The sequence below is a fragment of the Vibrio tubiashii ATCC 19109 genome (assembly GCF_000772105.1).
Taxonomy (GTDB): domain Bacteria; phylum Pseudomonadota; class Gammaproteobacteria; order Enterobacterales; family Vibrionaceae; genus Vibrio; species Vibrio tubiashii.
Map to the genome: position 1 here is coordinate 1,241,957 of NZ_CP009354.1, position 25,404 is coordinate 1,267,360.

A 25,404-nucleotide genomic window follows, 5' to 3' on the forward strand; every position below is an offset into this window, starting at 1 on the left:
GGATACAAATAAACATAGGAGTTAATAAGAAAAAGCAGCGTAAATTAGTAGCTTCAGTAAGAAAACAAGTTTGACGGCCTGTAAACTTAGTGGGTTGTCCAAACCCTCGAATGCTCTGCTAACTACACTTATTCAGACCGGGCGTTTTCAAAACAGTTCCAACTTTTTTCAAAAAATATTTAATTTTCTTCTTTCAAGCGCTTAGAACCCAATTCAGACAAGGTGGTCAGACCAATCTATAAAAATGTGATGTTAACAGCTTGTTGCTTTGTTGTTTCGGATGTATATTTTCAAACAGTTGTTTAATACGAGTGATTAAAATGGCAAGTAGAAACTCCACCAAAGAGAAAATTCTTGATGTAGCAGAAGCGCTGTTTGCAGAACATGGCTTCAAAGATACCTCTCTACGCACTATTACCAGTAAAGCGGGTGTGAATTTAGCGTCGGTTAACTATCACTTTGGTGATAAGAAAACCTTGGTGAGAGCGGTGTTGGATCGATACCTCGAAGCATTTATGCCAGCCGTTCAAGATGCATTGATTAACCTCAACCTAAATGAAAGTTTTGAGATGGCTGACGTGTTTGAGTCTCTACGCGGTCCGTTACGTAATCTAAATGATGTACGGCCAAATGGAACCAGTCGCTTTATGCTATTAATCGGTCGCGGTTACACCGATGTGCAGGGCCATTTACGTTGGTTTATCACCACTCGTTATTCGGATGCATTATCTCTGTTTACTGAATCGGTAATGAAAGCGAATCCGAAGCTCACTCAAGAAGAGTTGTTCTGGCGTTTACATTTCACGCTCGGAACTTGTGTTTTCACAATGGCTTCAAGCCAAGCGTTACTTGAGATTGCAGAAAATGATTACGGAAAAGCAATGGATGCCAAGTCCGTTGTCGACCAACTGATTCCATTCTTAGCAGCAGGCGTCGCTGCAGAATAGAAGTTTTAACTAGTACCTACAAATAACAAAAATATTGGACCACTAAATAGTGAACAAAAGGATCTGATTATGGGCTCTCTAAGAAGAAAATGGGTAAGTGACCCAGCTTTTAAAATGTTTAAAAAAGTGCTGCCACCACTATCGAGTACTGAAAAGGAAGCAATGGAAGCGGGTAGTGTTTGGTGGGATGGAGAGCTTTTCTCTGGTCGCCCTGACTTCACTAAGCTTCACCATTATCCGAAGCCAACCCTAACGGCTGAAGAGCAGTCGTTTATGGATAACGAGCTAGAAACTCTGCTAGCTATGCTAGATGACCATAAGATCGTAAAAGAAGATCGCGATTTGCCACCTGAAGTTTGGCAGTACCTGCGTAAAGAGCGCTTCTTCTCTTTGATCATTTCAAAAGAGTACGGTGGTCGTGAGTTTTCATCATTGGCTAACTCAACAATTGTAACGCGAATTGCAACCCGTAGTATCAGTGCAGCGGTTTGTGTGATGGTACCAAACTCGTTAGGTCCAGGTGAGCTTCTGTCACACTACGGTACTCAGGAACAAAAAGATTATTGGTTGCCTCGCCTAGCGGATGGTACTGATATCCCATGTTTCGCGCTTACTGGCCCAGAAGCGGGCTCTGATGCTGGTGGTATTCCAGATGAAGGTATTGTTTGTTACGGCGAGCATGAAGGCAAAGAAGTCTTAGGTGTTCGTATCAACTGGAACAAGCGCTACATTACACTAGCACCTGTTGCGACTGTTCTTGGCTTAGCGTTCAAGATGTACGATCCAGATGGTTTGATGGGTGACAAGAAAGAATTGGGTATCACCTGTGCTCTTATCCCAGCAGATCATAAAGGTGTTGAAAACGGTGAGCGCCATGACCCACTAGGGTTAGCATTTATGAACGGCCCAACCTTTGGTAAAGATGTGTTCATTCCAATGGACTGGCTGATCGGTGGTCAAGATTACGCAGGTAAAGGCTGGCGTATGCTCGTTGAGTGTCTATCAGCAGGTCGTGGTATTTCACTTCCGGCATTGGGCACTGCGGTTGGTCACCTAACTTCACGTACGACAGGTGCTTATGCGTATGTTCGTAAGCAATTTGGCATGTCGATTGGTAAGTTTGAAGGGGTAGCAGAATCGCTAGGTCGAATTGGTGGTTTAACTTACCTACTAGAAGCAAGTCGAACCCTGACGACAACCTCTCTCGATCTTAAAGAGAAACCGGGCATTGTTACCGCGATCGCTAAATACCATATGACAGAGATGGCCCGTACCATTCTTAATGACTCAATGGATATTCACTCTGGTCGTGCAATTCAGGATGGCCCAATGAACTACTTGGCATCGCCATACTTGGGTATTCCGGTGGCGATTACGGTAGAAGGTGCCAATATTCTTACTCGTAACTTGATGATCTTTGGGCAAGGTGCAACACGTTGTCATCCATACGTACTTAAAGAGATGGAAGCGGCAGCAAATCCTGATCACAAGCAAGGTGCGAAAGAGTTTGATGATTTGCTGTTTAAGCATATTAAACATGCGATGGGTAATACCTTCGGTGCGTTTGGTGCGGCGTTGACAGGTTCTCGATTCATTAAAGCCGACATGAGCGGTGCGACTCAGAAATACTACAAAGAGATGACTCGCCTAAGCCGTGCGCTTGCAGTGAGTGCTGATATTGCGATGGCGACGTTAGGCGGAGATCTGAAACGTAAAGAAATGATTTCTGCTCGTTTAGGTGATGTGCTTGCTTATCTATACATGGCTTCAGCAGCGCTTAAGAAATATGAGGATGAAGGTCGTCAGCAACAAGATCTAGACTTTGTTCACTATGCTGTTCAGCACTGTTTATACAATGCGGCTAATGCACTACAAGAAGCCTTCACTAACTATCCTCACAAAGCAGTAGGACGTTTATTAAAAGTACTTATCTTCCCGTTGGGTAACCATTTTGCGAAGCCTAGTGATGATTTAACGGTGAAACTAGCAGAAGCCTTGATGACTCCAGGTGCGCAGCGCGATCGCTTGACTAACCTTTGCTACGTTGGCAAAGATGAGAATGACAGTGTTGGCCTGATGGAGACGGCATTCTTAGCTATGTACGACATTAAGGGTCTGGAGCGTAAGCTAATGCGTGCGGCGAAGGAAGGTAAGGTTGCTCGTAAAGGGTTGCTGGCAGACCGATTAGCACAGGCACTAGAAGCGGATGTCCTAACTCAGGAAGAAGTAGATCAGATTGTCGCGGCAGACAAGCTTCGCTATAAAGCGATTCAAGTGGACCACTTTAGCCATGACTTTAGCGCGATTCACACCAATGGTAAGCCAAAAAAGGGCAAAGCTAAGCTAAATACTGCAGCTTAGCAAAGTAACAATAAAGATACGAAAGGCACCTGATGGTGCCTTTCTTTTTTGCTAAAGATCTCGATAGCCGCTGAAAGTGCTCCAACCACTTACATTTTGGCGACATTTTTACAGAAATTAGATGCGATCTTTAGATGAACCTTTTATCCTAGCGGGGTTTTTTAAAGGAAGTTGAATATGATCATCAAACCTAGAATTCGTGGATTTATCTGTACTACAACGCATCCAGTGGGCTGTGAAGCTAACGTAAAAGAACAAATTACTTACACAAAAGCGCAAGGCCCAATTAAAGATGCACCTAAGCGTGTACTTGTTGTTGGTGCTTCAAGTGGCTACGGTCTATCTTCTCGTATCGCAGCGGCATTTGGTGGCGGTGCTTCAACGATCGGTGTTTTCTTCGAGAAAGAAGGCACAGAGAAAAAACCTGGCACAGCGGGTTTCTACAACTCTGTAGCGTTTGAAAAGCTTGCTCGTGAAGAAGGTTTGTACGCAAAGAGCCTAAATGGCGATGCGTTCTCTAACGAAGCGAAAGAAAAGACAATCGAATTGATCAAAGAAGACCTTGGTCAGATTGATATGGTAGTTTACTCACTGGCTTCTCCAGTACGTAAGATGCCAGAAACCGGTGAACTAATCCGTTCATCACTTAAGCCAATCGGTGATACTTACACTTCTACAGCGGTTGATACCAACAAAGACGTGATCATCGAAGCGAGCGTTGAGCCGGCGACAGAAGAAGAGATCAAAGACACTGTTACTGTAATGGGCGGTGAAGATTGGGAACTTTGGATCAACGCTCTATCTGAAGCAGGCGTATTAGCTGACGGTTGTAAGACGGTTGCATACAGCTACATTGGTACTGAACTGACTTGGCCAATCTACTGGGATGGTGCACTAGGTAAAGCGAAGATGGACCTTGACCGCGCTGCAACGGCTCTTAACGACAAGCTTTCGGCAACAGGTGGTACGGCGAATGTTGCAGTACTTAAGTCTGTTGTAACTCAAGCAAGTTCTGCTATTCCTGTAATGCCACTATACATTGCGATGGTATTTAAGAAGATGCGTGCTGAAGGCGTACATGAAGGCTGTATGGAACAGATCTTCCGTATGTTCAGTGAGCGTCTATACAAAGAAGACGGTAGTGCACCACAAGTGGACGACAAAAACCGTCTACGTCTAGATGACTGGGAACTACGTGACGACATCCAGCAACACTGTCGTGACCTATGGCCACAAATCACGTCTGAAAACCTAAAAGAGCTAACTGACTACGTTGAGTACAAAGAAGAGTTCTTGAAGCTATTCGGCTTTGGTGTTGAAGGCGTAGATTACGAAGCTGACGTAAACCCAGACTACAAAGCAGATTTTATTGCGATCTAGATTTGGAACGCTGCGCTCCGAGAGTCTAGACCGCTTCGCTTGTGGAGATCGGGAACGGACTTTGTCCTATGGAACTCTTCGCTTATAGAAAACGAGATCGGGCTTTACCCTTCGAGATGAACCCCGTGCATTACTCAGTCATTCCATAGAGTGACGAAGGAGCGAGTAGGGAATCTCAATCAGTTATCTACTTGTTTCAAGAGATCCCCAACTCGGTCGTGCCTCCCTCTCGGGGATGACATAAAAAACAAAGGGTTGACACATAGTGCCAACCCTTTAATTTTCTCCAGCTCTCCAGCTCTCCAGCTCTCCAGCTCTCCAGCTCTCCAGCTCTCCAGCTCTCCAGCTCTCCAGCTCTCCAGCTCTCCAGCTCTCCAGCTCTCCAGCTCTCCAGCTCTCCAGCTCTCCAGCTCTCCAGCTCTTTACTTAAACGTCGACCAAATCGGTGCGTGATCAGAAGGCTTTTCGATACCACGTAATTCGTAGTCAACATCTGATTCGATACATTTCTCGGCAAGTTTTGGAGTGGCTAGAACCACATCGATACGTAGGCCGCGGTTATCTGGGAACCCTTTTGAGCGGTAATCAAACCACGAGAAACGATCGTTTACATCTGGGTGGATTTGACGGAAAGTGTCGACAAAGCCCCAGTCTAATAGTGTCTTCAACCATTCGCGCTCTTCCGGTTGGAACGAACACTTACCGGTTTTCAGCCAACGCTTACGGTTTGGCTCGCCAATGCCGATGTCTGCGTCAATTGGGCTGATGTTAATGTCGCCCATAACGATAAGCTGTTCATCATTGTTGTGATGATCGTTCAGGTAAGTCATTAAGTCTTTATAGAACTGACGCTTATACGGGAACTTGGTTTCGTGGCTGATGTTATCGCCTTGTGGGAAGTAGCCATTAAGTACCGTGACCTTTTCACCGTTATCATCTTCTAACGTCACCATGATCATACGCTTTTGATGATCTTCGTTATCGGTTGGGAAACCTTTTTGAACTGAGATAGGTTCTTTCTTACACAGCATAGCCACGCCGTAGTGCGCTTTCTGCCCATGGAAGTACACCTTGTAACCCATCGCTTCCACATCTTCTAGAGGAAAGGCTTCGTCGTGCACTTTGATTTCTTGTAGGCCGATAACATCAGGTTGATGCTTATCGATCACGGCTTGTAGTTGATGAAGGCGGGCACGAAGACCGTTGATATTGAAAGAGATAACTTTCATTTCCGTTCCTTGCTTGTGGCTGTTCGAATTTTTGTAAGGCAATACTAGCATCAATTATCAGTCGCGGCGAAGGCGATGAACGCACTTGGCAGTATTTAACATTTTTTTAAACTTTCGATTGATATCTACTTCGTTTATGGTGTAATTCCAAGGATACTTATTAATTAATTTGTCTATTCGAAACACCGAGTTTGCTATAAGGATGTATTATGCGAACGTTATCAGTGCAGTGGAAAATCACTCTCCTAGCAGGTTTTTGCCTGCTTGTCACTTCTCTTTCTTTGATTGGCTTTTCCGTTTATAACGCGATTTCTAATCAACACCAGATCAAACAGCAGAGTTCAAAGTCTGTTATCGACAAGTCAGAACAGATTGTAGAGACTCGCGCCTTGCTTAATGCAACGCAAGTTTCTGAGTTTCTAAATGAAGCCTTGTATCGAGCAGAGATGCTCGCATCTAGCGTGATGTTTCAAAAGAACCTAAGTGAAGAAAACTTTGGTGATAGTGAGGAGTTACGAACTGCATTGGATGAGATGGTACGCAGAGCGGTTATAGATTTTGACAGTGTACAAGGTGCCTACTTGGTGTTTAGGCCCAATATGCTTGATAACGAAGATAGTAACTATGTTGACGCGGAGTATGTTGGCTCCAATGAAATTGGTCGATTTTCGCCATATTGGATGACAGCGCAAAATGGTGAAAACATTGTTTCGAGTGTTTTATCTGAAGCCGTATTAGAAGACGCAACCAACAGTGAGCGTTTCTACTGTCCATTAGCATCGGGTGAAACCTGTATAACCACGCCAAGAGTGGTCACTCAAGATGGCGGGGCATTCTTAACCAGTTCAATTTCAATTCCACTCTTGATTGATGATACAACAATTGGCTTCTTTGGCATCGACCTGCGATTAGATGGTCTGTCAGGGATTGTCGTTAACTCTGATCAACAGCTGTTCTCTGGCAGTGGTCATGTCAATCTGATCAGCTTAGACGGGTCATTGATCGCCAGTGATAATCCATCTAGTGCGGTCGGTCAGCCATTTGTGAGTGATATTGTTTCCCCGGATAAGTTAACTGACCTACTGTTTGGGCAATCCGTTCAGACACAGTGGAGTGAAGACGGCCAGTGGCTTAATGTTTTTGCACCAATTATGGTCGCGAATCAGACTTGGGGTGTGCTATTTGATCTGCCCCGCTCTAGTGTGCTTGCAGATGCAGAGGCTCTAGATGAGATAATCAGCCAGCAAGTCGAGTCGAGTGTGGCGACAGAGCTTATCGCAGGTATTGTGCTTGTAGTGCTTGGTCTTGCTACGATTGCCTTCTCTGCCTCGCGATTAGTGAAGCCAATTCGAGAAGTGGTTGTACGCTTAGATGATATCGCTTCAGGTGAAGGGGACTTAACCCAACGCTTAGAGGTGAAGTCGCAAGATGAAATCGGACAGCTCGCGATAGGTTTCAACCGCTTCTTAGATAAGCTGCAATCAATTATCAGTGAAGTTATCGATACGACGATTCAAGTAGGAACAACAACCCAACAGTCGCGAGTTGCCGCGCAGCAAACTCGCACCAGTAGCGACTCGCAGTTCAAAGAAGTTGATCTAGTCGCAACGGCATCAGAAGAGATGACACAAACGGCGGGCTTAGTGGTTCAAAATGCAGAAATTGCAGTAAGAGAAGCTGAAAAAGCAAATGAAGCGGCTGCATCTGGTCAAGATGTGATAGATAAGTCTCAACAAGAAATGCTGCGTTTGGTGGAACGTATGACAGCTGCGGTTCCTGTTGTAGAAGAACTCGCGGCGAACAACGCCAATATCACGGAGATTTTATCGGTGATAGAAGGTGTGTCAGAGCAAACAAATTTATTAGCACTTAACGCCGCTATTGAGGCGGCAAGGGCAGGAGATCAAGGTCGTGGCTTTGCGGTCGTTGCCGACGAAGTTCGTAATCTTGCGAGCCGAACTCAAGAATCCGTTGGTGAAATCAGGCAGGTGATCGAAAACGTGCAAAACGGCACGCGAGATGTGGTTCAAGCGATTCAAGATGGCAACGACCTTGCCAATGATTCCGCTGTTCAAGTACAAAATGCAGCGAAAGAGCTAGGTCAGATTTTTGAAGCAATCGCATCAATCAATGATATGAACACTCAGATCGTTAAGGCGGCCGAAGAGCAACAATCTGTTTCGGCAGAGGTTAACCAGAGTGTTAGCAATATCCGAGATTTGAGCGCGCAAATTCTCACTCAAGCTGAAGAGTCAGAGACGGTTAGTGCCCAAATTGCCGATCTGTCTGATAAGCAGCAGCAGTTGGTGAATCAGTTTAAAGTCTAGATAATGGATTCTCACCGTTAAAAAATAAAAAAAGGGTTTCGTTGTACGAAACCCTTTTTGTATCAGTGCCTAGCGTCAATTAGCGACTTAATCGAGATACCAATAGCCTTTGTTGACAAGCTCAGTAAGAAGGCTTACTACCTGCTCATCGGTCACATTAGTAAAAGAATGAATATCAATGCATTCATGATTACATAACGCATCAAGTAGCCACTTTTCACTGACTTGGAAAGCTTCGCCGTTAATATAAGCCGCGTTGGCATCGTGCTGGTGATATAAAGCACGAACTCCCGATACTTTACGTAGTGTGCCCGAAGCATCAAGGTGCTCGGAAACCTCCGATGGGGTCAGTAACTCTTCTGGCTCAACAACGTCAAGCTGGTGGCGAGATTGGCTGAGCATAGCACCTAAGAACTGCTTAATATCAGCGTCAGAGTTTAAAGCGTTCATTAGCATGTCAGCGAGCAAATCTGTATCTGAAGATAAGATTTCGCCGTAACTTGCTTGAGGCTTCATATTTGGGTTGTGAAGATGAACATCGCCCATATCATGCGCTAAGACATAATCGGCAAAGTTACTGAGCAGCTCTTGCTCTTTCGGTGAACGATAGCCGATAGAGTAGCTCATGCTTGGTTCAAGTGTGTCGCCCTCATGAGGGAAACCAGGTGGAATATAAAGAATGTCGCCGGGTTCTAAAATCTCATCAATAATCGCATCAAACCCTTCAATTTGTCGTAAAGCGCCCGCTTGAATCGACTCTTTGTATTGGCCAACGTCTTTATCGCCAACTCGCCAATGACGTTTACCACTACCTTGAATAATAAATACATCGTATTGGTCGATATGGGGACCAACCCCCCCTTTAGGTGCCGAGAAGCAGACCATTAAGTCATCAAACAACCAGTTAGGTAATGGTTTAAAAGGTTCAATTAACTCAGCGGCACCTATGTGCCAATGATTACACGCTTGCACGACCAACTGCCAATGTGACTCATCTAAAGATTCGAAGTGAGATTCAGCAAACGGCCCATGTTGCGCTGTCCAATTGTTATTTTTGTTGGTGATGAAGCGTGAATCCACTTCTTCTTCCATCGCGAGGCCAGCTAACTCATCAGGAGAAATAGGATCAATGAAGTTGGTAAATCCACCCTTAATGACGGTTGGTTTCTTGTGCCAAAACTCTGCGAGGAAATGCTCAAGATCAAAGCTTAGTTGGTACATGAGTTCTCCAACTTACTTTCTAAATCCGCTTGGACAATCTTGATGGCTTCGAGTGCGACTTTAGGATCAACCTCATTGCTTTCCAAAAGGTAGATAAGATCAACCGCAAGTTTGATCTCATCCGGCGCGTTATCTAGTCCTGAGTTCGACGAAGACATTACTGGTTTCTCTCTCTGTAAGTAATTTGCTTTTCTATTTTGAGTTTGGCTTCTTGGCAGCGTTGAAGTCTTTGCTCGGTGGCCATTAGCGCTTGTTGGGCAGACTGTTGCTGAAAAGGAGGTGCGTATTGAAGCGCAAGTTCTTTATCGCGTACCATCTCCATTAAGCGTCGCTCCCATTCTTGGTGCTGCGCCAAATGTTGGTAGAGCTCGTTGATCGGCTTTCTGAAATAGCTGCTGTGTTTGGGCTCGTTTTTACGAATAGTTGTGGTGGCAAGTTCACGCTGAATAGCACTGATCTGGGCCAGCAAACGTTCAGTCAGGTACTCGGCACGCATAGCCGTCAGCTTTCCTGCATCTTCTTCGCGAATGATACTGTCTAGTGTCGACTGAGTTTCCTTGACGCATGGAACGAGTAATTTGGCTTTACACCGAAACAGTCGCTCGTCAAAAAGGGCGAGATGGTGCTCACCACGCTGTCGATCTAAAGCCGCAGCGTTGATGGCGAGTTGTTCAAGCGTTGATTGTAACTGCTTAACTTTACTCATAAATGGGCCTAAAGGTTAACAAACCAAGCTTCGTATGCGAGTTTTACTGCAAGGATACTGACGACAGTAACAAAAACAGGGCGAATGAATTTTGCGCCAAAGCGTATCGCAGAGTGAGCGCCAACAAATGCGCCCGCCATTAAGCACACGCCCATGGTCAAGCCAAGTACCCAATCTATATGACCAAGTATCGCGAAGGTCACTAAAGAAGTGAAGTTGCTGGTGAAATTCATCGCCTTGGCTAAGCCGGAAGCGAGCAAAATATTGAGTCGATACAGTGCCATTGAACTGACTGTCCAAAATGCGCCTGTACCCGGGCCAGCAACACCATCATAGAACCCAAGCGTTAAACCTTGCGCATACTGCTTTTTGTTTAACACAGGGCAAGGTTGCGGAGATTCATTATTCACATTACTCGGCGTTTTGTGCCAAATGGTATAAATCGCCGCAGCAAGAATGACCAGTGGTAATATTTTTTCTAGCCACTGGGTACTGATGAGGTCAACAAACAGAGTACCTAATATGGCACCAATTAAAGTGGCAACAAACGCGCGAAGCCAACATTGGGGTTTAAATAACTTTTTACGATAGTAGGTAAATGCGGCAGTAGATGATGCGAATGTAGCAGCAAGCTTATTGGTGCCCAACGCAATATGCGGAGGTAATCCCAAAGAGAGCAGAGCCGGGACGGTAAGCATACCGCCACCACCCGCAACCGCATCGATAAATCCCGCCAAGAAAGCGACCAGTGCCAACACCAACAACATGGTTGGCTCGAAAAATTCCATATAGTTATTCTTCTTTATTTCTATATATAGAGAGTAGGAGTAGGCCTGTAGACCTCTGTTATTCAATAATACGTTTAAACGGAGGGAGTGAGTCTAATAACGCGCTGCCGTAACGTTTCGTCACTACTCTTCGATCAAGGATGATGACTTTACCAGAATCACGCTCTTTACGCAGCAAACGACCGACCGACTGAATCAACTTTTTGCTTGCCTCTGGTACAGTGATTTGCATAAACGGGTTTCCGCCACGGCTTTCAATGTATTCGGCGTGAGCTTGTTCAACAGGAGAGGTAGGAACAGCGAAAGGTATCTTGGTGATAATTAAGTTTTCTAATAGTTCTCCTGGCAAATCTAGCCCTTCAGAGAAGCTCCCAGTACCAAAAAGAACGCTCGTTTTCTGGCATTGAACCAGTGTTTTATGTTTTTTTAGTATTTCTGAGCGCGACTCTTTCCCTTGTACCTGCAAGCCCCATCCCCTTTTTACGAAATTTGCTGAGAGGGCGTCGGCCACTTGGTTCATCTGCCAATAAGAAGAAAACAGAACGAGGTTTGCCTTATTACTTTCAATCAGTTCAGGCAGTTTTTCGATTAACTGTTCGGTAAACTGAGGCGCAGAAGGTTCACAGGACATTTTGGGTATATGTAGCTCTGCCTGGTTTTGATAGTCAAACGGAGAAGCGAGCGCGAGGAACCTTACGCCATCTTCCGTCTTTTCACTCACGCCGGCCTGACGGCAGAAAAAGCTAAAGGAATTAAGCGCTCGCATGGTAGCGGATGTGAGGACAGCTCCTACGCAGCGGCTCCATATTTGTTGGTCAAGTTGCCAACCAACTTCGAGCGGAGAAACATTGACGACAAAATCACCTTCACGCTCTGGGCTCACTTCTAGCCAGCGGGCAAGTGGGGCGCCTTTTTCTCTTAATGGCTCTGCCATTAGATTCCAAACTTGTGCGAGGTTATCCATGCGTTGAATGTAGAAGCCTAATTCTGCTAAAGCGGGCTCTGCGAGTCGGTTAGCGAGCTCACCATCTTTAACTCGCTCTGAGATTAGGTCCGCGACCTTGGCGACTGCCTGTGCACCTTTTTGGGAGAGTTTTTTCAGCTCTTTGGCTTCTTCTTCAAGCCAGCTCGGCAGTTCTCCATTTTCGAAACGATAGATGTTCTCTTCAAAATGAGCCGGGTCAAAGCGTGTTGCTAGTTGGCTCAATGAAGGAATGAGCTGTTGAACTGAATCTTGTAATTCATTTCTAAACCGAGCGACTCTTTTCTCATCGGCCATATTGGCAAACTTGGTTACCGATTGATTAAGTCTTTCAAGCCAACTCGCAGCGCCTTTTAAACTCGCCGCGGCAGAAGAGTGGTCACGAGCAACGTGAGGCAGGTGGTGAGCCTCATCAAAAACATAAATGGTGTTTTCTGGTTCTGGCAGAATGACACCGCCGCCAAGATCCGCATCGGCCATGACCAAGCTATGGTTAGCAATGATGACATCGGCTTTATCAAGCTCAGAACGCGCTTTTTGAAACGGGCAATCTCTATGCGCAGGCATACTAAGGTTGCAGCTGTGCTTATCACTGACTATCAATTGCCAGATTTCATCTTTGATTGGCTTGGGCCAACTGTCACGATCACCATCCCACTTACCTTGAGCTAGCGACTTATACATGGTTTCGAGTAGCTCAACGTCTTTCTTCTTTGGTTTCGATTCAAACATAGCGAGCTGACCGCCATCAACGCCACTCGCTGAAGCCAGTTTTTCTGCACAGCAGTAGCGTTGGCGACCTTTCGCCAAAATAAATGAAAACTCTCGATCTGTGAGTCTTCTATATAGAGGCAGATCTTTTCCAACCAATTGCTCTTGAAGAGCAACGGTTGCGGTTGAAATAACCACTTTACGATTATTCAGCACGGCAACAGGAATCGTCGCCATTAAATAAGAGAGAGATTTACCAATTCCTGTGCCCGCTTCGGCGACAATCATCCGTGTCGATTTGTGATATTCGCCACACAATGTTTTTGCTATCTCCGCAACAAGATAGTTCTGAGCTCGACGAGGTACAAAGTTTTCTAGCTGTGATTGTAGATTTTGATAACTGGTACGAATGGATTGTTGAATTTTACTGGTTAGCATACTGTGACCTATATTGCGGGTGTCGCATCATAGCACAGTTCTCTAAGTACTACTTAGTTCACGAAATAGAATCCTTATTAATCAAATGTGGATCTTGTTCACAAAAAAAAACTGAACCTTCAGGTACTTACAATTAATTCTAAATGTAAAAAATATATCACGCCAATGGTTTTGTTTTTGTGGTTGATTATCTTGTTGGATGCTGACTATTTCGGAATATTCGGGATAAAAATCTAAAATTAGTTTTGTTAGAAGAAACTAACAAAGTCGTCATTAAACCATGATGTCGCTCGAAATTTAACCTTGAAAATATGTAAGTCACTGATATGTATGGGTTTTATGTTTTTTTATCAAAGTTTTTTAGAACATTTGACACGTCGCATAATCTTTTGCAATCTAGACCCCGAAATTAAGTGGCGATGATATCCGACCATTAAGAGATTGGAATCATCATCAAAAAACATAAAGGGAACCGGACAAGGAATTCCCATTCTATAGAAAAGGCAGTGGATTATTATGAAAAAGACTCTAGTAGCTCTTTCAGTACTTATGGCAGCGACGTCTGCTCAAGCTATCGAACTTTACAACCAGGACGGCGTAACAGTTAACATGACTGGTGACGTTGAAGTACGTTACAAGAAAGCGATCGGTAACGACCAAACTACTAAGCAAGAAATCGATGATGCTGACTTCGGCTTCGACACTCGTTACGCAGTAAACGATGACCTACAAGTTGGCGCTTTCCTAGAGTTCTCTGGTGATAACAGCGACCGTGCAAACGACAAAACTTCAGTTGGTAACGTATACGTAGGTTTCTACCACACAACTGTTGGTTCACTTAAAATCGGTAAACTAGATACTCAACTAGATGACGCTGGTATCGGTTCTGACTACCTGTTCGGTGTTAGCTCTTTCTTCGAAGATCAAGGTTTCGGTGGTGAAGAAGCAGTTCGTTACGACTACGACAACGGTTCTTTCTACGCAGGTCTAGGTCTTATCCAAGATAAGCACGACGCACAAGCAATCGGTAAAGACGGCAACTACTTCGATGCTAAACTTGGTTACCGTGTAGCTGATTTTGACTTCACAGCATTCTACGGTGCTGCTGAGCTTAAAGGTACTACAACTAAAGATACTGAAACTGTTGATGCAACAACTAAAGTTGTAACAGTTACACGTGCAACAACTACTTACGATGCAGACCAATCTCTACTAGCTCTTGAAGCTCGTTACGCTGGTTTCGAAAACCTAAACCTAGAAGTTGGTTACTACAAGACAGAACTTAAGCCAAAATCTGGTACTAAGTCTGACACTGATACAGTTGCAATCGCAGCAGATTACACTTGGAACAAGACTACTTTCGCTGGTGGCTTCGCTAAAATCGACAACAGCGTAGCTTCTAAAGAAGATTACAACGAGTGGTTCCTAAACGCAGGTTACGCTCTTGCTCCAAACACTACAGTTTACGTAGAAGTTGGTGACAACGACAAGAAAAACACTGACGTAGGTTACGGCGTTGGTATCAAAGCTACATTCTAATTGAAGCTTTATGATTGAATACGAAGCCACCCAATGGGTGGCTTTTTTTGTCTAAATAACAAATGTTTATTGCTTTTCACTTTCGACATGCCTTGTTAAAATTGACAGCAAAACTACGCAGGAATAAAGAGTATTATTATGAAGAAATGGATGTTAACTCTATTCGCTTTCTCATCGATGTCAGCGGGTGCAGCAACATTAATTCCAGAGAAAGGGCTGTCTGTACTGTATGTCAATGGTCAGCAAGCAGAATCGAAAATAGGTAAACAGCAGATCCCTGACGGTGATGTTCAACTAGTCATCAAAATGGATAAAGAATTAGGTCGAGGCAGTTCAGCGAAAGTGTTTACTTCTGAGCCTTATGTACTTTCTTTTAAAGTGACGGGTGACGAGATTAAGATCAACAACCCGCAAGCAAGAAGTGTTCAAGAAGCGACAAGAGCGTTCAACAATGAACAACCTAAATGGGTATTACGTCAAGACGATGTAAACCTCAGCTACTCTCAAGAGAAACTTCCTTCCAAAGGCGGACTATTACCATACTTCGCCATTGATGATTTGGTTTCTGAATACAACCAATCGAAAGGCATTTACTTCAATAACGGCCAACTTATCGACAAGCCAGTTGAAGTCCAAGCGATTGCTGTAGCAGCAACGACGACAGCTGCAGTGACTTCTACTTCAAGTAAAGTCGAGAAAACTTCTCCGGCTAAACCAGTGGTGACTAGCAACGTGGAACAGCTAAAAGCTTGGTACCTAAAAGCATCTAAAGAAGAGCGTAAAGCGTTCCGCCGTTGGATGATTGACCAAGAGTGATGGTTACTAGAATCGAATCTAAAATAGGCTTCCAATTGGAAGCCTGTTTTGTTTTCGCGAGAAGTAATACAAATAACTAACTAAAACACTCATGGCTGTTTAGCGCAGCCTCTATTGCTGAAATTAGCTTTTCGATATGTTCTGGCTCGCTGATATAAGGTGGCATCATATAGATAAGCTTGCCAAATGGACGTATCCACACACCTTGCTCAACAAATAGCGCTTGAATCTTCTCCATATTAACTGGAACTGTTGTCTCAACGACGCCAATGGCACCTAACCAGCGAACATCTTTAACCAATTGATATTTTTTTAGTTTAGGCAGCAGTTCTGCAAACAGCTGTTCAATTTGGCTGGTTTGGCTTTGCCATTTATTGTTCTCTAGCAGCTCCATACTCGCAGTGGCGACGGCGCAGGCTAGTGGGTTACCCATAAAGGTCGGGCCATGCATAAAGCAGCCCGCTTCACCTCCGCAAACGGTATTTGCTACTTCACTTGAGGCTAGCGTTGCTGAAAGCGTCATATAACCACTGGTTAATGCTTTGCCTACACATAAAATGTCAGGCTGAATTTCTGCATGCTCGCAAGCAAACATTTTGCCTGTGCGTCCAAATCCCGTTGCGATTTCATCGAGAATCAACAAAACGCCAAATTGATCGCACAGCTCTCGTACACCTTTAAGGAACTCTGGGTGATAAATTCGCATTCCCCCGGCACCCTGAACAATCGGCTCTAAGATGACGGCAGCAATCTCTTCGTGGTGCTGAGAAATTTTAGACTTGAAGTCATCAAGATCGCTTTGATCCCAATCTTGCCAAAAGCCTGATTTTGGCGAAGCTGCGAAAATGTGTTCAGGTAGGAAGCCCTTGTACAGAGAGTGCATGGAATTATCTGGATCGGTGACTGACATTGCGGCAAATGTATCGCCATGATAACCGTCACGCAGGGTTAAGAATTTAGGTCGAGACTCACCCTTCGCATGCCAATATTGCAGAGCCATTTTTAAGCTGACTTCAACCGCTACTGACCCTGAGTCTGCGAGAAACACATGCTGCAAATTACTTGGCGCAAATGAGAGTAATTTTTTACACAAATTGATTGCAGGGTCATGTGTGATCCCGCCAAACATAACATGGGACACTTTATCAATCTGAGTATGAGCCGCTTCATTGAGGTGAGGATGATTATAGCCATGTATTGCCGACCACCAAGAAGACATACCGTCTACGAGCTGTTTTCCATCTTCGAGTTGTAAGTGAACCCCTTTTGCTGATGTGACGGGGTAGCAGGTCAGAGGTGTTAACGTTGAAGTATAAGGATGCCATATATGACGGCGGTCGAAAGCGAGATCCATGTCCAGTTCCTGAAACTTTATTGATTAAAAAACAATCAATTGTAAACTTTTGATTTTTTGTTGTGTTGACAGTCTACATGGTGTCAGTAGACTAGCCAAGTAATCAAACCAACAATAATCAAAGGAAAGCACGTGGAAGTACGTCATAACTGGACTATTGAGCAAGTTCGCGGCCTTATGGAAAAACCATTTATGGATCTGTTGTTCGAAGCACAATTGGTTCACCGTCAATATCAACAACATAACCATGTACAAGTCAGTACGCTGCTTTCTATTAAAACAGGGGCTTGTCCAGAGGATTGTAAGTATTGCCCGCAAAGTGCCCGTTACACCACGGATATTGAAAAAGAACGCTTAATGGAAGTTGAACGCGTGCTTGATGCTGCTCAAAAAGCGAAAAGTGCAGGTTCGACGCGTTTTTGTATGGGCGCTGCGTGGAAGAACCCAAAAGAGCGTGACATGCCGCACCTGACTGAAATGATCAAAGGTGTCAAAGGGATGGGCCTCGAGACCTGTATGACACTGGGTATGCTAACCTCTGACCAAGCAAAATCACTTGCGGATGCAGGTTTAGACTATTACAACCATAACCTAGATACCTCACCTGAGTTCTATGGCAGCATCATCACCACGCGTACTTACCAAGATCGCTTAGACACGCTTTCACATGTGCGTGATGCGGGAATGAAGATTTGTTCTGGCGGCATTATTGGTATGGGCGAGAGTGCTAATGATAGAGCTGGCTTACTGGTTGAGCTTGCGAATCTGCCTACTCACCCTGAAAGTGTGCCTATTAACATGCTTGTTAAAGTGAAAGGTACACCACTAGAAGAGGTTGATGATGTTGAGCCATTCGACTTTATCCGCCTTATCGCGATTGCACGTATCATGATGCCTGGCTCTGCTGTTCGTCTTTCGGCTGGCCGTGAAAACATGAATGAGCAAATGCAGGCATTATGCTTTATGGCTGGCGCTAACTCAGTTTTCTATGGCTGCAAATTGCTGACAACGCCAAACCCGTCAGAAGATAAAGATATGCAGCTATTTAACAAGCTTGGTATTAACAGCCAAGAAGTTTCTCAAAAGCCTGATGAAATTGAAGAGAATGATCTTCTTGATCGCGTTGTAGAGCGTGTTGCAGCGAGACCAACCAAAGACGACCTATTCTACGATGCAAGTGTTTGAGCAACGTATTGAATCTGCCCTTAGTGAGCGAAACGCGAAGGGCTTAACTCGCTCGCTTAAGGCTGTAGAGTCAAACAACACCGTCTGCTTAACTCATGATGAGCAAGAGTATCTAAACTTCTCCAGTAATGATTATCTTGGCTTAGCTTCAGATAAGGAGCTAACTAAGGCATGGCAGGAAGGGCTCGACCTATATGGCAATGGGAGTGGTGCGTCTCCACTCGTCACGGGTTTTAGCTCTGCGCACCAAAAGCTTGAAGAGACCTTGTGTCAGTGGCTTGGCTTTGAGCGAGCGATATTGTTTGGATCCGGTTTCTCTGCCAATCAAGCGCTACTGTTCTCTTTGCTAACAAAACAAGATCTTTTGCTGCAAGATAAGTTGAACCATGCTTCATTAATTGAGGCTGGCACGCTTTCTCCCGCAACGATGAAGCGCTTCAAGCACAATGACGTTACACACTTAAAAACCTTACTTACTCAGAGTGCCTTGGTCGTGACTGAAGGTGTGTTTAGCATGGATGGCGATCTTGCTCCGCTTGAGGCGATTAAATCGGCGATTGAACAAAACGCTTGGTTAGCGGTTGATGATGCTCATGGTGTAGGAGTGTTGGGTAACAAGGGGAAGGGCAGCTGTGATTACGCTGGGATCCAACCAGAGATATTGGTGGTGACCTTTGGGAAAGCGTTTGGTCTATCGGGAGCGGCTATTATTTGTAGCAACTCGGTCGGAGACTACTTAACCCAGTTTGCTAAACATCATGTTTACTCAACGGCGATTCCTCCTTCTCAAGCTGTGGCACTAAGTAAAGCAGCAGAGATGATCGAGACACACGAGTGGCGCAGAGAAAAACTGGCTGAGCTGTCTCAATGTTTTGATGAGCAACTTCAGGATTGTGAAGGCTACAGAGAGACGATTACCCCAATTAAGCCTTTCATTTTGGGCTCTGCTGACAAAGCGCTGAGTGTATCCAATCAACTTCGCCAACAGGGTTTCTGGGTGACGGCGATTCGCCCACCTACCGTACCAGCAGGCAGCGCACGGTTGAGAATTACACTCACCGCCAAACACAATAGGCAAGATGTCATCAAATTAGCTGATGCACTTAAGCAAGCTGTGAAAGGAATGTAAGTTAATGAATCAAGCTGTAGTGATAGATTCTAAGGACATGGTTAACAAAGCGGCGATTGCTGAGGCATTTGGCCGAGCTGCAAATACCTACGATCAACATGCTGCGTTTCAACGTGACGTTGGACATCGCTTACTAGACAAGATGCCTCAAAACCTTACTGGAAAAACGGTGCTCGATATCGGCTGCGGAACCGGATATTTTTCATTTGAGCTTTTAAAGCGCGGTGCAACTGTCGTCTGCTTCGATCTATCTGACAAGATGCTCGCAGAAGCTAAACTACGGTGTGGAGTGGTCAATGCTCACTATCAGCAGGGAGATGCGGAGTGTTTGCCATTTAAGAGCAATGAGTTCGATTACGTATTTTCTAGCCTAGCATTGCAGTGGTGCGACGACCTTAGTATTCCTTTGAGAGAGATTAAACGTGTAGTGAAGCCGAAGGGATGTGCGTATTTATCCACGTTACTCGATGGTTCGTTACTTGAACTTAAACAGGCATGGTCAAAAATTGACTCATATCAACACGTCAACAACTTTATTCCATTCAATCAGGTAAAAATTGCGTTAGCGCAATCTGAATGCCATGCGCATCAACTAGACTTAGCGCCTATCAAGGTTTGGTATGAAACGTCTTTTGCGCTAATGCGTGACTTAAAAGGCATAGGCGCTACCCACATCGATGGGCGAGCGAATGGACTAACAAGTCGTCGTGCATTACTCAGAGTCGAAGATGAATATCAAACTTATCGAAATCATCAGGGTCTTCTACCTGCAACATATCAGGTCTGTTTAGGGGTTATTAATCTATGATTGATGCATTTTTTATTGCGGGTACGGATACCGATGTTGGAAAAACGGTTGCTTCGAAAGCAATCTTGAATGCGCTTGCTGAAAAGGATTTAAAAACGATTGGCTATAAGCCAGTAGCGGCAGGCAGTGACAAAACTGAGCAAGGTTTCCGCAACTCGGATGCTTTGTATCTACAAGAAGCTGCAACAGTGAGTGTTGCATACGATGACGTAAATCCTTATGCATTAGAGCTTCCTGCCTCTCCTCACATTGCCGCTATTCGTGAGAATGTGGAAATCGAATATTCAGTATTGAGTGACAAACTCTCTGAGCACAAACAAAACTCGGATATCGTACTGGTTGAAGGTGCAGGCGGTTGGCGCGTCCCGGTTTCAAAGCAGGAATGCTTATCAAGTTGGGTACAGCAAGAAAAACTGCCCGTGGTATTGGTAGTTGGTATTAAACTTGGGTGTCTTAGCCATGCAATGCTAACGCTCGATGCGATTAAAGCCGATGGTGTGGAAGTGATTGGTTGGGTAGCAAACCGAGTTAACCCAGGCACGGAGCACTACGCTGAAATTATTGAAATGCTTGAAAACAAAATTGCAGCGCCAAAACTTGGAGAAATTCCGTATGTTCCCAAAGTTAAGCGCAAAGATCTGGCGAAGTATATCGATGTTTCGCCACTTCTTAATCGATAAAAAGCAAAAGGCTGCCAATTCAAACTGGCAGCCTTTTAAACATTAGTCTTTGTTACTTGTCTTGGTTTAAACCCATTAACGCACTTTGTGTTTCGATAATGCGTTTTTGAGTTTGATCCTCTACCGAGATTCCAAGTTGTTGCTTTGCTTCATCCTCAGAAATACCTAGATGACAACACAACAGATCAATAGCCATTTGATAGTTGTTAGTTTCAACCATGATTTTGTTCCCTTATTACATGGATTTTTAATCTCAGCTAAATCTAGCACGTTTGAAAACAGTCACAATACGACCAAAGTCTAACGCAAAAGTCGTAGCCTTATTTCTGGCTCTCCAATCATTTGTCATATCTATTGTTTGTTAAGTGTTAAATCTAAACTTACTTTCTAGAAATCAAATGTTTCAATTTACTTCTTAACCTTGTAATTAAAGGGGATAGACTATATCTATTAGGTAAAGAACAGTCCCAAGAGTGATTCTTAGGGGCGATAATAAAATGCTTCCGGTTTTTGGAGAAAAGTAATGAAGCGAGTAATGTTATTTCTTGCAACCAACTTAGCTGTTGTTCTGGTGTTAAGTGTTGTTCTTAACATTGTTTATGCAATGACGGGAATGCAACCAGGTAGCTTATCTGGCTTGCTTGTGATGGCTGCTGTTTTTGGTTTCGGTGGTTCATTTATCTCATTGATGATGTCAAAGGGAATGGCGCTTCGCTCTGTTGGCGGCATGGTCATTGAAAGTCCACGTAACGAGACCGAACATTGGTTATTAGAAACGGTTCGTCGTCAATCAGAGCAAGTGGGTATTGGTATGCCGACAGTTGCGATTTACGACTCAGCAGATATCAACGCATTTGCGACGGGCGCAAAGCGTAATGACTCTTTAGTTGCTGTCTCAACAGGTCTTCTTCACAATATGACCCGCGATGAGGCAGAAGCAGTTCTGGCGCATGAAGTGAGCCATATTGCAAATGGTGACATGGTAACCATGACTTTGATGCAGGGTGTAGTGAACACCTTTGTCATCTTCTTATCGCGTTTTATCGCCAACATTGTCGCGTCTAACGACAATGAAGAAGAAGGTGGCAGCAACATGATGGTCTACTTTGGTGTAAGTATGGTGTTGGAGTTGTTGTTTGGCTTCTTGGCGAGCTTCATCACCATGTGGTACAGCCGTCATCGTGAGTTTCATGCTGATGCAGGTGCGGCCCAGTTAGTGGGTAAGCATAAGATGATTGCAGCACTAGAGCGACTAAAAGTAAGCCACGAGTCTCAACTAGAAGGCTCTATGATGGCGTTTGGCATCAACGGCAAACGCTCTATGACAGAACTACTGATGAGTCACCCACCGCTAGATAAACGTATCTCAGCACTGCGCAATTCGTAGAGTTAACTTTTAATTGATTGAAAAGGCTTGGTTTATAACCAAGCCTTTTTTTGATCCCTTTTAAAAAACCTCTCGTACAAGTTATACAAAATATTAAACAAATAAAAATTTGTACAACTTTAAGAAATCATCTATGGTTAAATTATTGTACAAAATAAATATATGTACAAGATTGTGAGAGGTGCTTTAAATGGATGTACAGGCGGTAGGCGAGGTTTATCAGCAGCTGAACAAATCAAATCTTCATCTTTTGTCTGATGTTTATCATGACGAGGTAGTGTTTGAAGATGCTGCTCACAGACTAGAAGGGTGGCAAGAGTTAGAGAACTACTTTGAATCGCTTTATACCAATGTGACGCGTTGCGATTTCAATATTTTAGAGCACCAACAAACGGGAAATAGCGGATTTCTAACGTGGCAGATGGCGTTAGAGCATCCAAAGCTATCAAAAGGTTCTGTGGTACACGTGAATGGCGTCAGCCACCTAAAGTTTTCGCAAGGTCGAGTGATTTACCATCGCGATTACTTTGACCTTGGTGAGATGCTCTATGAAAACCTGCCTCTGCTCGGCTCAGTGATTAAAACGATTAAGCAAAGGTTGGGCAAATGAAGACGGTATTGATAACCGGAGCCACTTCAGGGATTGGTCTCCAACTTGCAACAGATTACGCCGGTAATGGCTTCGAGGTCTATGCCTGCGGAAGAAATGAAGAGCGGTTAAGCGAGCTCAAAGACACGTACACCAACTTACACCCGATCGCTTTTGATCTCACTGACCTAGCAGCCACAACTCATGCTCTGAGTAAATTGCACAGCATTCCGGACCTCTGGATTTTGAATGCGGGGGATTGCGAGTATATCGATGATGGCAAGCTTGATGCGCTGCTTATGAAGCGCGTTTTCGACATTAACGTTATCGGGCTCACTAATGCCATCGAGGCTTGCCAGAAGTATTTTGCACCTGGACAACGAATCGCCATCGTAGGGTCGATAGCGAGTGAAGTCGCCCTGCCGAGAGCAGAAGCTTATGGCGCATCAAAAGCAGCAGTGAGCTATCTAGCACGAACACTTCAGGTAGATCTTAAGCCGCAGGGTATAGATGTATCGATTATTTACCCCGGATTTGTCAAAACACCGCTCACCGACAAGAACACCTTTGAAATGCCGATGTTGATCTCTCCACAGAGGGCATCTCAAGAGATCAGAGACGGGCTGGCGAAAGGAAAGGACCATATCTATTTCCCTAGGAAGTTCACCTCAATTTTACGCTTGATCGGCGCTCTCCCATATCGCTGGCAAAACGCACTGACTGCCAAGCTACTTGCTCAAGGATAGGAATAAGACCATGAAAATAGCAATTATAGGAACGGGAATCTCAGGACTAACTTGTGGCTATTATTTACATAGAGAGCACGACGTCACCTTGTTTGAAGCGAATGATTACATCGGTGGGCATACAGCTACCGTCGATGTTGAGGTAGAAGGTCGCTCTTATTCTGTCGATACAGGCTTCATTGTCTACAACGACAGAACATACCCTAATTTTATCGCTTTGATGGAAGAGATTGGCGTGGAGGGCAGACCAAGCCAAATGAGCTTCAGCGTAAGAAACGATAGCAATGGTCTTGAATATAATGGCCATACAGTGTCGACGCTGTTTGCTCAAAAGCGCAATTGGTTAAATCCTAAATTTTACTCTTTTATCTTTGAAATTCTTCGCTTCAACAAAGAAGTGAAGGAGATAGCCAATCAGCCCAATATAGTTGATTTAACACTCGGAGACTTCCTCACTTCGCGTGAGTTTAGTGACTACTTTTGCGACAACTATATTTTGCCAATGGGTGCAGCTATCTGGTCTTCGACGCTAGCAGATATGCGAGCGTTTCCGTTGCCTTTCTTTGCAAGATTCTTCCTTAACCACGGCCTACTGGATGTGACCAATCGCCCGCAATGGTATGTCATTAAAGGTGGGTCAAGAGCCTACATAAAGCCACTTACCCGAGGGTTTGCCGATAAGATCCGCCTTAACACTCCCGTTGAGTCTGTCGTCAGAGATCAAGCTGGCGTGACGCTGCATTTCAATGGACAGACCGAGAGGTTCGATCAAGTTGTGTTTGCCTGCCATAGTGATCAGGCATTGCAACTTCTCAAAGATTCGAGCGCAACTGAGCAATCTGTTTTATCCAATCTCGCTTATCAAGCCAATGAAGTCATTTTGCATACCGATGAAAGCTTACTGCCGAAGCGAAAAGCGGCTTGGGCGTCTTGGAACTATTGGCTTGAAGGTAGTGAAGGTGAACAGAGTAGAGCGCCGACTTTGACCTACAATATGAACATATTGCAGCACATTGACGCACCGAAAACCTTCTGCGTCTCACTCAACAGTAGTGAGCAGATTGAGCAAGAGAAGATATTGAAGCGCTTTGTTTATCATCATCCAGTCTTCAACCAGCAATCAATAGAGGCTCAGTCTCGACGCGACGAAATTAACGGTCTATCTCGAACTTGGTTCTGTGGTGCGTATTGGTACAACGGCTTTCATGAGGATGGCGTACGTAGCGCTCTAGACATAGTGAGAGGTATTAACTTACTTGATACTAGTCTGCGTTCTCAGGGAGCGGCTTAAGATGTCTGAAGGGAATGGGAGCTGCCTGTTTGTTGGGGATGTAAGGCACCGGCGCTTTACTCCCATCCAACATGCGTTGAACTACCGTTTGTTTATGCCATGCCTCGACTTAGATGAGCTTGAATCTTTACAAGGCAAGGTGTGGGGATTCGGTACTCGCTGGTGGCATTGGGCTCGATTTAAACGTGAAGATTATTTGGGCTCTGGGGACTTAAAACAGGCGGTATTAAATAAGGTCGTTGATCTAGGTGGAGAAGCCACTAAAGGAAGCGTCAAAGCGGTGGTTCACCTAAGGTATTTTGGTATCTACTTTAGTCCAGTTAATTTCTACTACATTTACGATGAGAGCGGAAAGTGGCGCTACTTACTGGCTGAGGTTAGTAACACACCTTGGAATGAGCGTTACTACTATTTATTGGATGCAAATGACGAAGGCACTTGGAGGCACGCAAAAGCGTTTCATGTCTCGCCTTTTAATCCGATTGAGCAAGAGTATGTTTGGAAAATTAAGCCAATTGACCAGCGTCTTTCTATTCATTTGGAGTGTCATCGCAGCCACAAAGAGTTTGATGCCACAATGAAAATGGTTAGGGAACCACTGTGTTCGCGAGTTCTACTTAAACATTTGATCGTTACTCCAATAATGGCAGTAAAAGTGACTGTGGGCATTTATTGGCACGCATTAAAACTCTGGATCAAAGGAGCGCCGTTTTATTCTCACCCCAAATTTAGGCAGGGTGATGAAATTGAACAGACTCAAAGCGCGAAAATAGAAAAATAACAAGGAGCC

General features: G+C 44.6%; 23 protein-coding genes. 15 read left to right on the forward strand and 8 right to left on the reverse strand.

What is annotated here, in order from left to right:
- Positions 1-320 precede the first annotated feature (320 nt).
- The 3 genes from IX91_RS05635 to fabV all read left to right on the forward strand — a co-directional run bounded on the left by IX91_RS05635 (position 321) and on the right by fabV (position 4,688).
- A complete protein-coding gene (locus IX91_RS05635; RefSeq protein ID WP_004745809.1) occupies positions 321-947 on the forward strand; it encodes a TetR/AcrR family transcriptional regulator in 627 nt (208 codons plus the stop codon).
- Positions 948-1,016: 69 nt separating this feature from the next.
- Complete coding sequence (locus IX91_RS05640; protein ID WP_004745808.1) at positions 1,017-3,308, forward strand: acyl-CoA dehydrogenase; 2,292 nt, start codon at positions 1,017-1,019, stop codon at positions 3,306-3,308.
- A gap of 177 nt (positions 3,309-3,485) precedes the next feature.
- Positions 3,486-4,688, forward strand: a complete 1,203-nt coding sequence (gene fabV, locus IX91_RS05645; RefSeq protein WP_004745807.1) for an enoyl-ACP reductase FabV — start codon at positions 3,486-3,488, stop codon at positions 4,686-4,688.
- 422 nt (positions 4,689-5,110) lie between these two features.
- Here the strand turns inward: fabV and xthA are convergent, their stop codons facing one another.
- Positions 5,111-5,917, reverse strand: a complete 807-nt coding sequence (gene xthA, locus IX91_RS05650) for an exodeoxyribonuclease III (protein ID WP_004749767.1) — start codon at positions 5,915-5,917, stop codon at positions 5,111-5,113.
- Between the two features lie 209 nt (positions 5,918-6,126).
- Between xthA and IX91_RS05655 the strand changes: the two genes are divergently transcribed.
- Positions 6,127-8,244 carry a methyl-accepting chemotaxis protein gene (locus IX91_RS05655; RefSeq protein ID WP_004746911.1) on the forward strand — a complete coding sequence of 706 codons (2,118 nt, stop codon included), beginning with the start codon at positions 6,127-6,129 and terminating at the stop codon, positions 8,242-8,244.
- A gap of 87 nt (positions 8,245-8,331) precedes the next feature.
- On the opposite strand, the gene IX91_RS05660 is transcribed toward IX91_RS05655, so the two are convergent.
- The 5 genes from IX91_RS05660 to dinG are packed head-to-tail and all read right to left on the reverse strand — an operon-like array spanning position 8,332 to position 13,090.
- Positions 8,332-9,465, reverse strand: coding sequence for a ribosomal protein uL16 3-hydroxylase (locus IX91_RS05660; protein ID WP_004746909.1), 1,134 nt, complete (start codon positions 9,463-9,465; stop codon positions 8,332-8,334).
- Positions 9,453-9,623 carry a pleiotropic regulatory protein RsmS gene (gene rsmS, locus IX91_RS05665; RefSeq protein ID WP_004746908.1) on the reverse strand — a complete coding sequence of 57 codons (171 nt, stop codon included), beginning with the start codon at positions 9,621-9,623 and terminating at the stop codon, positions 9,453-9,455. Before rsmS ends, IX91_RS05660 begins: the two co-directional genes overlap by 13 nt.
- Positions 9,623-10,171 carry a primosomal replication protein gene (locus IX91_RS05670; protein ID WP_004746906.1) on the reverse strand — a complete coding sequence of 183 codons (549 nt, stop codon included), beginning with the start codon at positions 10,169-10,171 and terminating at the stop codon, positions 9,623-9,625. Before IX91_RS05670 ends, rsmS begins: the two co-directional genes overlap by 1 nt.
- 8 nt (positions 10,172-10,179) lie before the next feature.
- On the reverse strand, positions 10,180-10,959 hold the full coding sequence (locus IX91_RS05675; RefSeq protein ID WP_004746904.1) for a sulfite exporter TauE/SafE family protein: 780 nt from the start codon (positions 10,957-10,959) through the stop codon (positions 10,180-10,182).
- Between the two features lie 58 nt (positions 10,960-11,017).
- Positions 11,018-13,090 (reverse strand): ATP-dependent DNA helicase DinG, encoded by a 2,073-nt coding sequence (dinG, locus tag IX91_RS05680; RefSeq protein WP_004746900.1) that lies wholly within the window; start codon positions 13,088-13,090, stop codon positions 11,018-11,020.
- A 516-nt stretch (positions 13,091-13,606) separates the two neighbouring features.
- Here dinG and IX91_RS05685 point away from each other — a divergent pair.
- Both IX91_RS05685 and IX91_RS05690 read left to right on the forward strand, forming a co-directional pair.
- Positions 13,607-14,629, forward strand: a complete 1,023-nt coding sequence (locus IX91_RS05685) for a porin (RefSeq protein ID WP_004746898.1) — start codon at positions 13,607-13,609, stop codon at positions 14,627-14,629.
- Positions 14,630-14,767: 138 nt separating this feature from the next.
- A complete protein-coding gene (locus IX91_RS05690; protein WP_004746895.1) occupies positions 14,768-15,445 on the forward strand; it encodes a DUF2057 family protein in 678 nt (225 codons plus the stop codon).
- A 76-nt stretch (positions 15,446-15,521) separates the two neighbouring features.
- Here IX91_RS05690 and bioA read toward each other — a convergent pair whose 3' ends face one another.
- Entirely contained in the window at positions 15,522-16,799 is a 1,278-nt protein-coding gene (bioA, locus tag IX91_RS05695) for an adenosylmethionine--8-amino-7-oxononanoate transaminase (RefSeq protein ID WP_004746892.1), read from the reverse strand.
- Between the two features lie 132 nt (positions 16,800-16,931).
- On the opposite strand from bioA, the gene bioB reads away from it, so the two are divergent.
- The 4 genes from bioB to bioD are packed head-to-tail and all read left to right on the forward strand — an operon-like array spanning position 16,932 to position 20,601.
- Positions 16,932-17,984, forward strand: a complete 1,053-nt coding sequence (bioB, locus tag IX91_RS05700; RefSeq protein ID WP_004746890.1) for a biotin synthase BioB — start codon at positions 16,932-16,934, stop codon at positions 17,982-17,984.
- The gene (bioF, locus tag IX91_RS05705) at positions 17,971-19,113 is read left to right on the forward strand and encodes an 8-amino-7-oxononanoate synthase (protein WP_004746888.1); all 1,143 of its coding nucleotides are present in this window, start codon (positions 17,971-17,973) and stop codon (positions 19,111-19,113) included. Before bioB ends, bioF begins: the two co-directional genes overlap by 14 nt.
- Before the next feature lie 4 nt (positions 19,114-19,117).
- Complete coding sequence (gene bioC, locus IX91_RS05710) at positions 19,118-19,921, forward strand: malonyl-ACP O-methyltransferase BioC (protein ID WP_004746887.1); 804 nt, start codon at positions 19,118-19,120, stop codon at positions 19,919-19,921.
- Positions 19,918-20,601: a dethiobiotin synthase gene (gene bioD / locus IX91_RS05715; protein WP_004746885.1), complete on the forward strand. Its 684-nt coding sequence runs from the start codon at positions 19,918-19,920 to the stop codon at positions 20,599-20,601. The genes bioC and bioD overlap by 4 nt, the downstream gene beginning before the upstream one ends.
- A 52-nt stretch (positions 20,602-20,653) precedes the next feature.
- Here bioD and IX91_RS26630 read toward each other — a convergent pair whose 3' ends face one another.
- Positions 20,654-20,821, reverse strand: a complete 168-nt coding sequence (locus tag IX91_RS26630) for a hypothetical protein (RefSeq protein WP_004746882.1) — start codon at positions 20,819-20,821, stop codon at positions 20,654-20,656.
- A 303-nt stretch (positions 20,822-21,124) separates the two neighbouring features.
- On the opposite strand from IX91_RS26630, the gene htpX reads away from it, so the two are divergent.
- The 5 genes from htpX (at position 21,125) to IX91_RS05740 (ending at position 25,395) form a co-directional block, all read left to right on the forward strand.
- Positions 21,125-21,988 carry a protease HtpX gene (gene htpX / locus IX91_RS05720; protein ID WP_004746881.1) on the forward strand — a complete coding sequence of 288 codons (864 nt, stop codon included), beginning with the start codon at positions 21,125-21,127 and terminating at the stop codon, positions 21,986-21,988.
- A gap of 190 nt (positions 21,989-22,178) precedes the next feature.
- Positions 22,179-22,598, forward strand: a complete 420-nt coding sequence (locus tag IX91_RS05725; protein WP_004746879.1) for a nuclear transport factor 2 family protein — start codon at positions 22,179-22,181, stop codon at positions 22,596-22,598.
- The gene (locus IX91_RS05730; RefSeq protein WP_004746878.1) at positions 22,595-23,323 is read left to right on the forward strand and encodes an SDR family NAD(P)-dependent oxidoreductase; all 729 of its coding nucleotides are present in this window, start codon (positions 22,595-22,597) and stop codon (positions 23,321-23,323) included. Before IX91_RS05725 ends, IX91_RS05730 begins: the two co-directional genes overlap by 4 nt.
- A 10-nt stretch (positions 23,324-23,333) precedes the next feature.
- Positions 23,334-24,614: an NAD(P)/FAD-dependent oxidoreductase gene (locus IX91_RS05735; protein WP_004746877.1), complete on the forward strand. Its 1,281-nt coding sequence runs from the start codon at positions 23,334-23,336 to the stop codon at positions 24,612-24,614.
- A gap of 1 nt (position 24,615) precedes the next feature.
- Positions 24,616-25,395, forward strand: a complete 780-nt coding sequence (locus IX91_RS05740) for a DUF1365 domain-containing protein (protein ID WP_004746876.1) — start codon at positions 24,616-24,618, stop codon at positions 25,393-25,395.
- Positions 25,396-25,404: the final 9 nt, after the last annotated feature.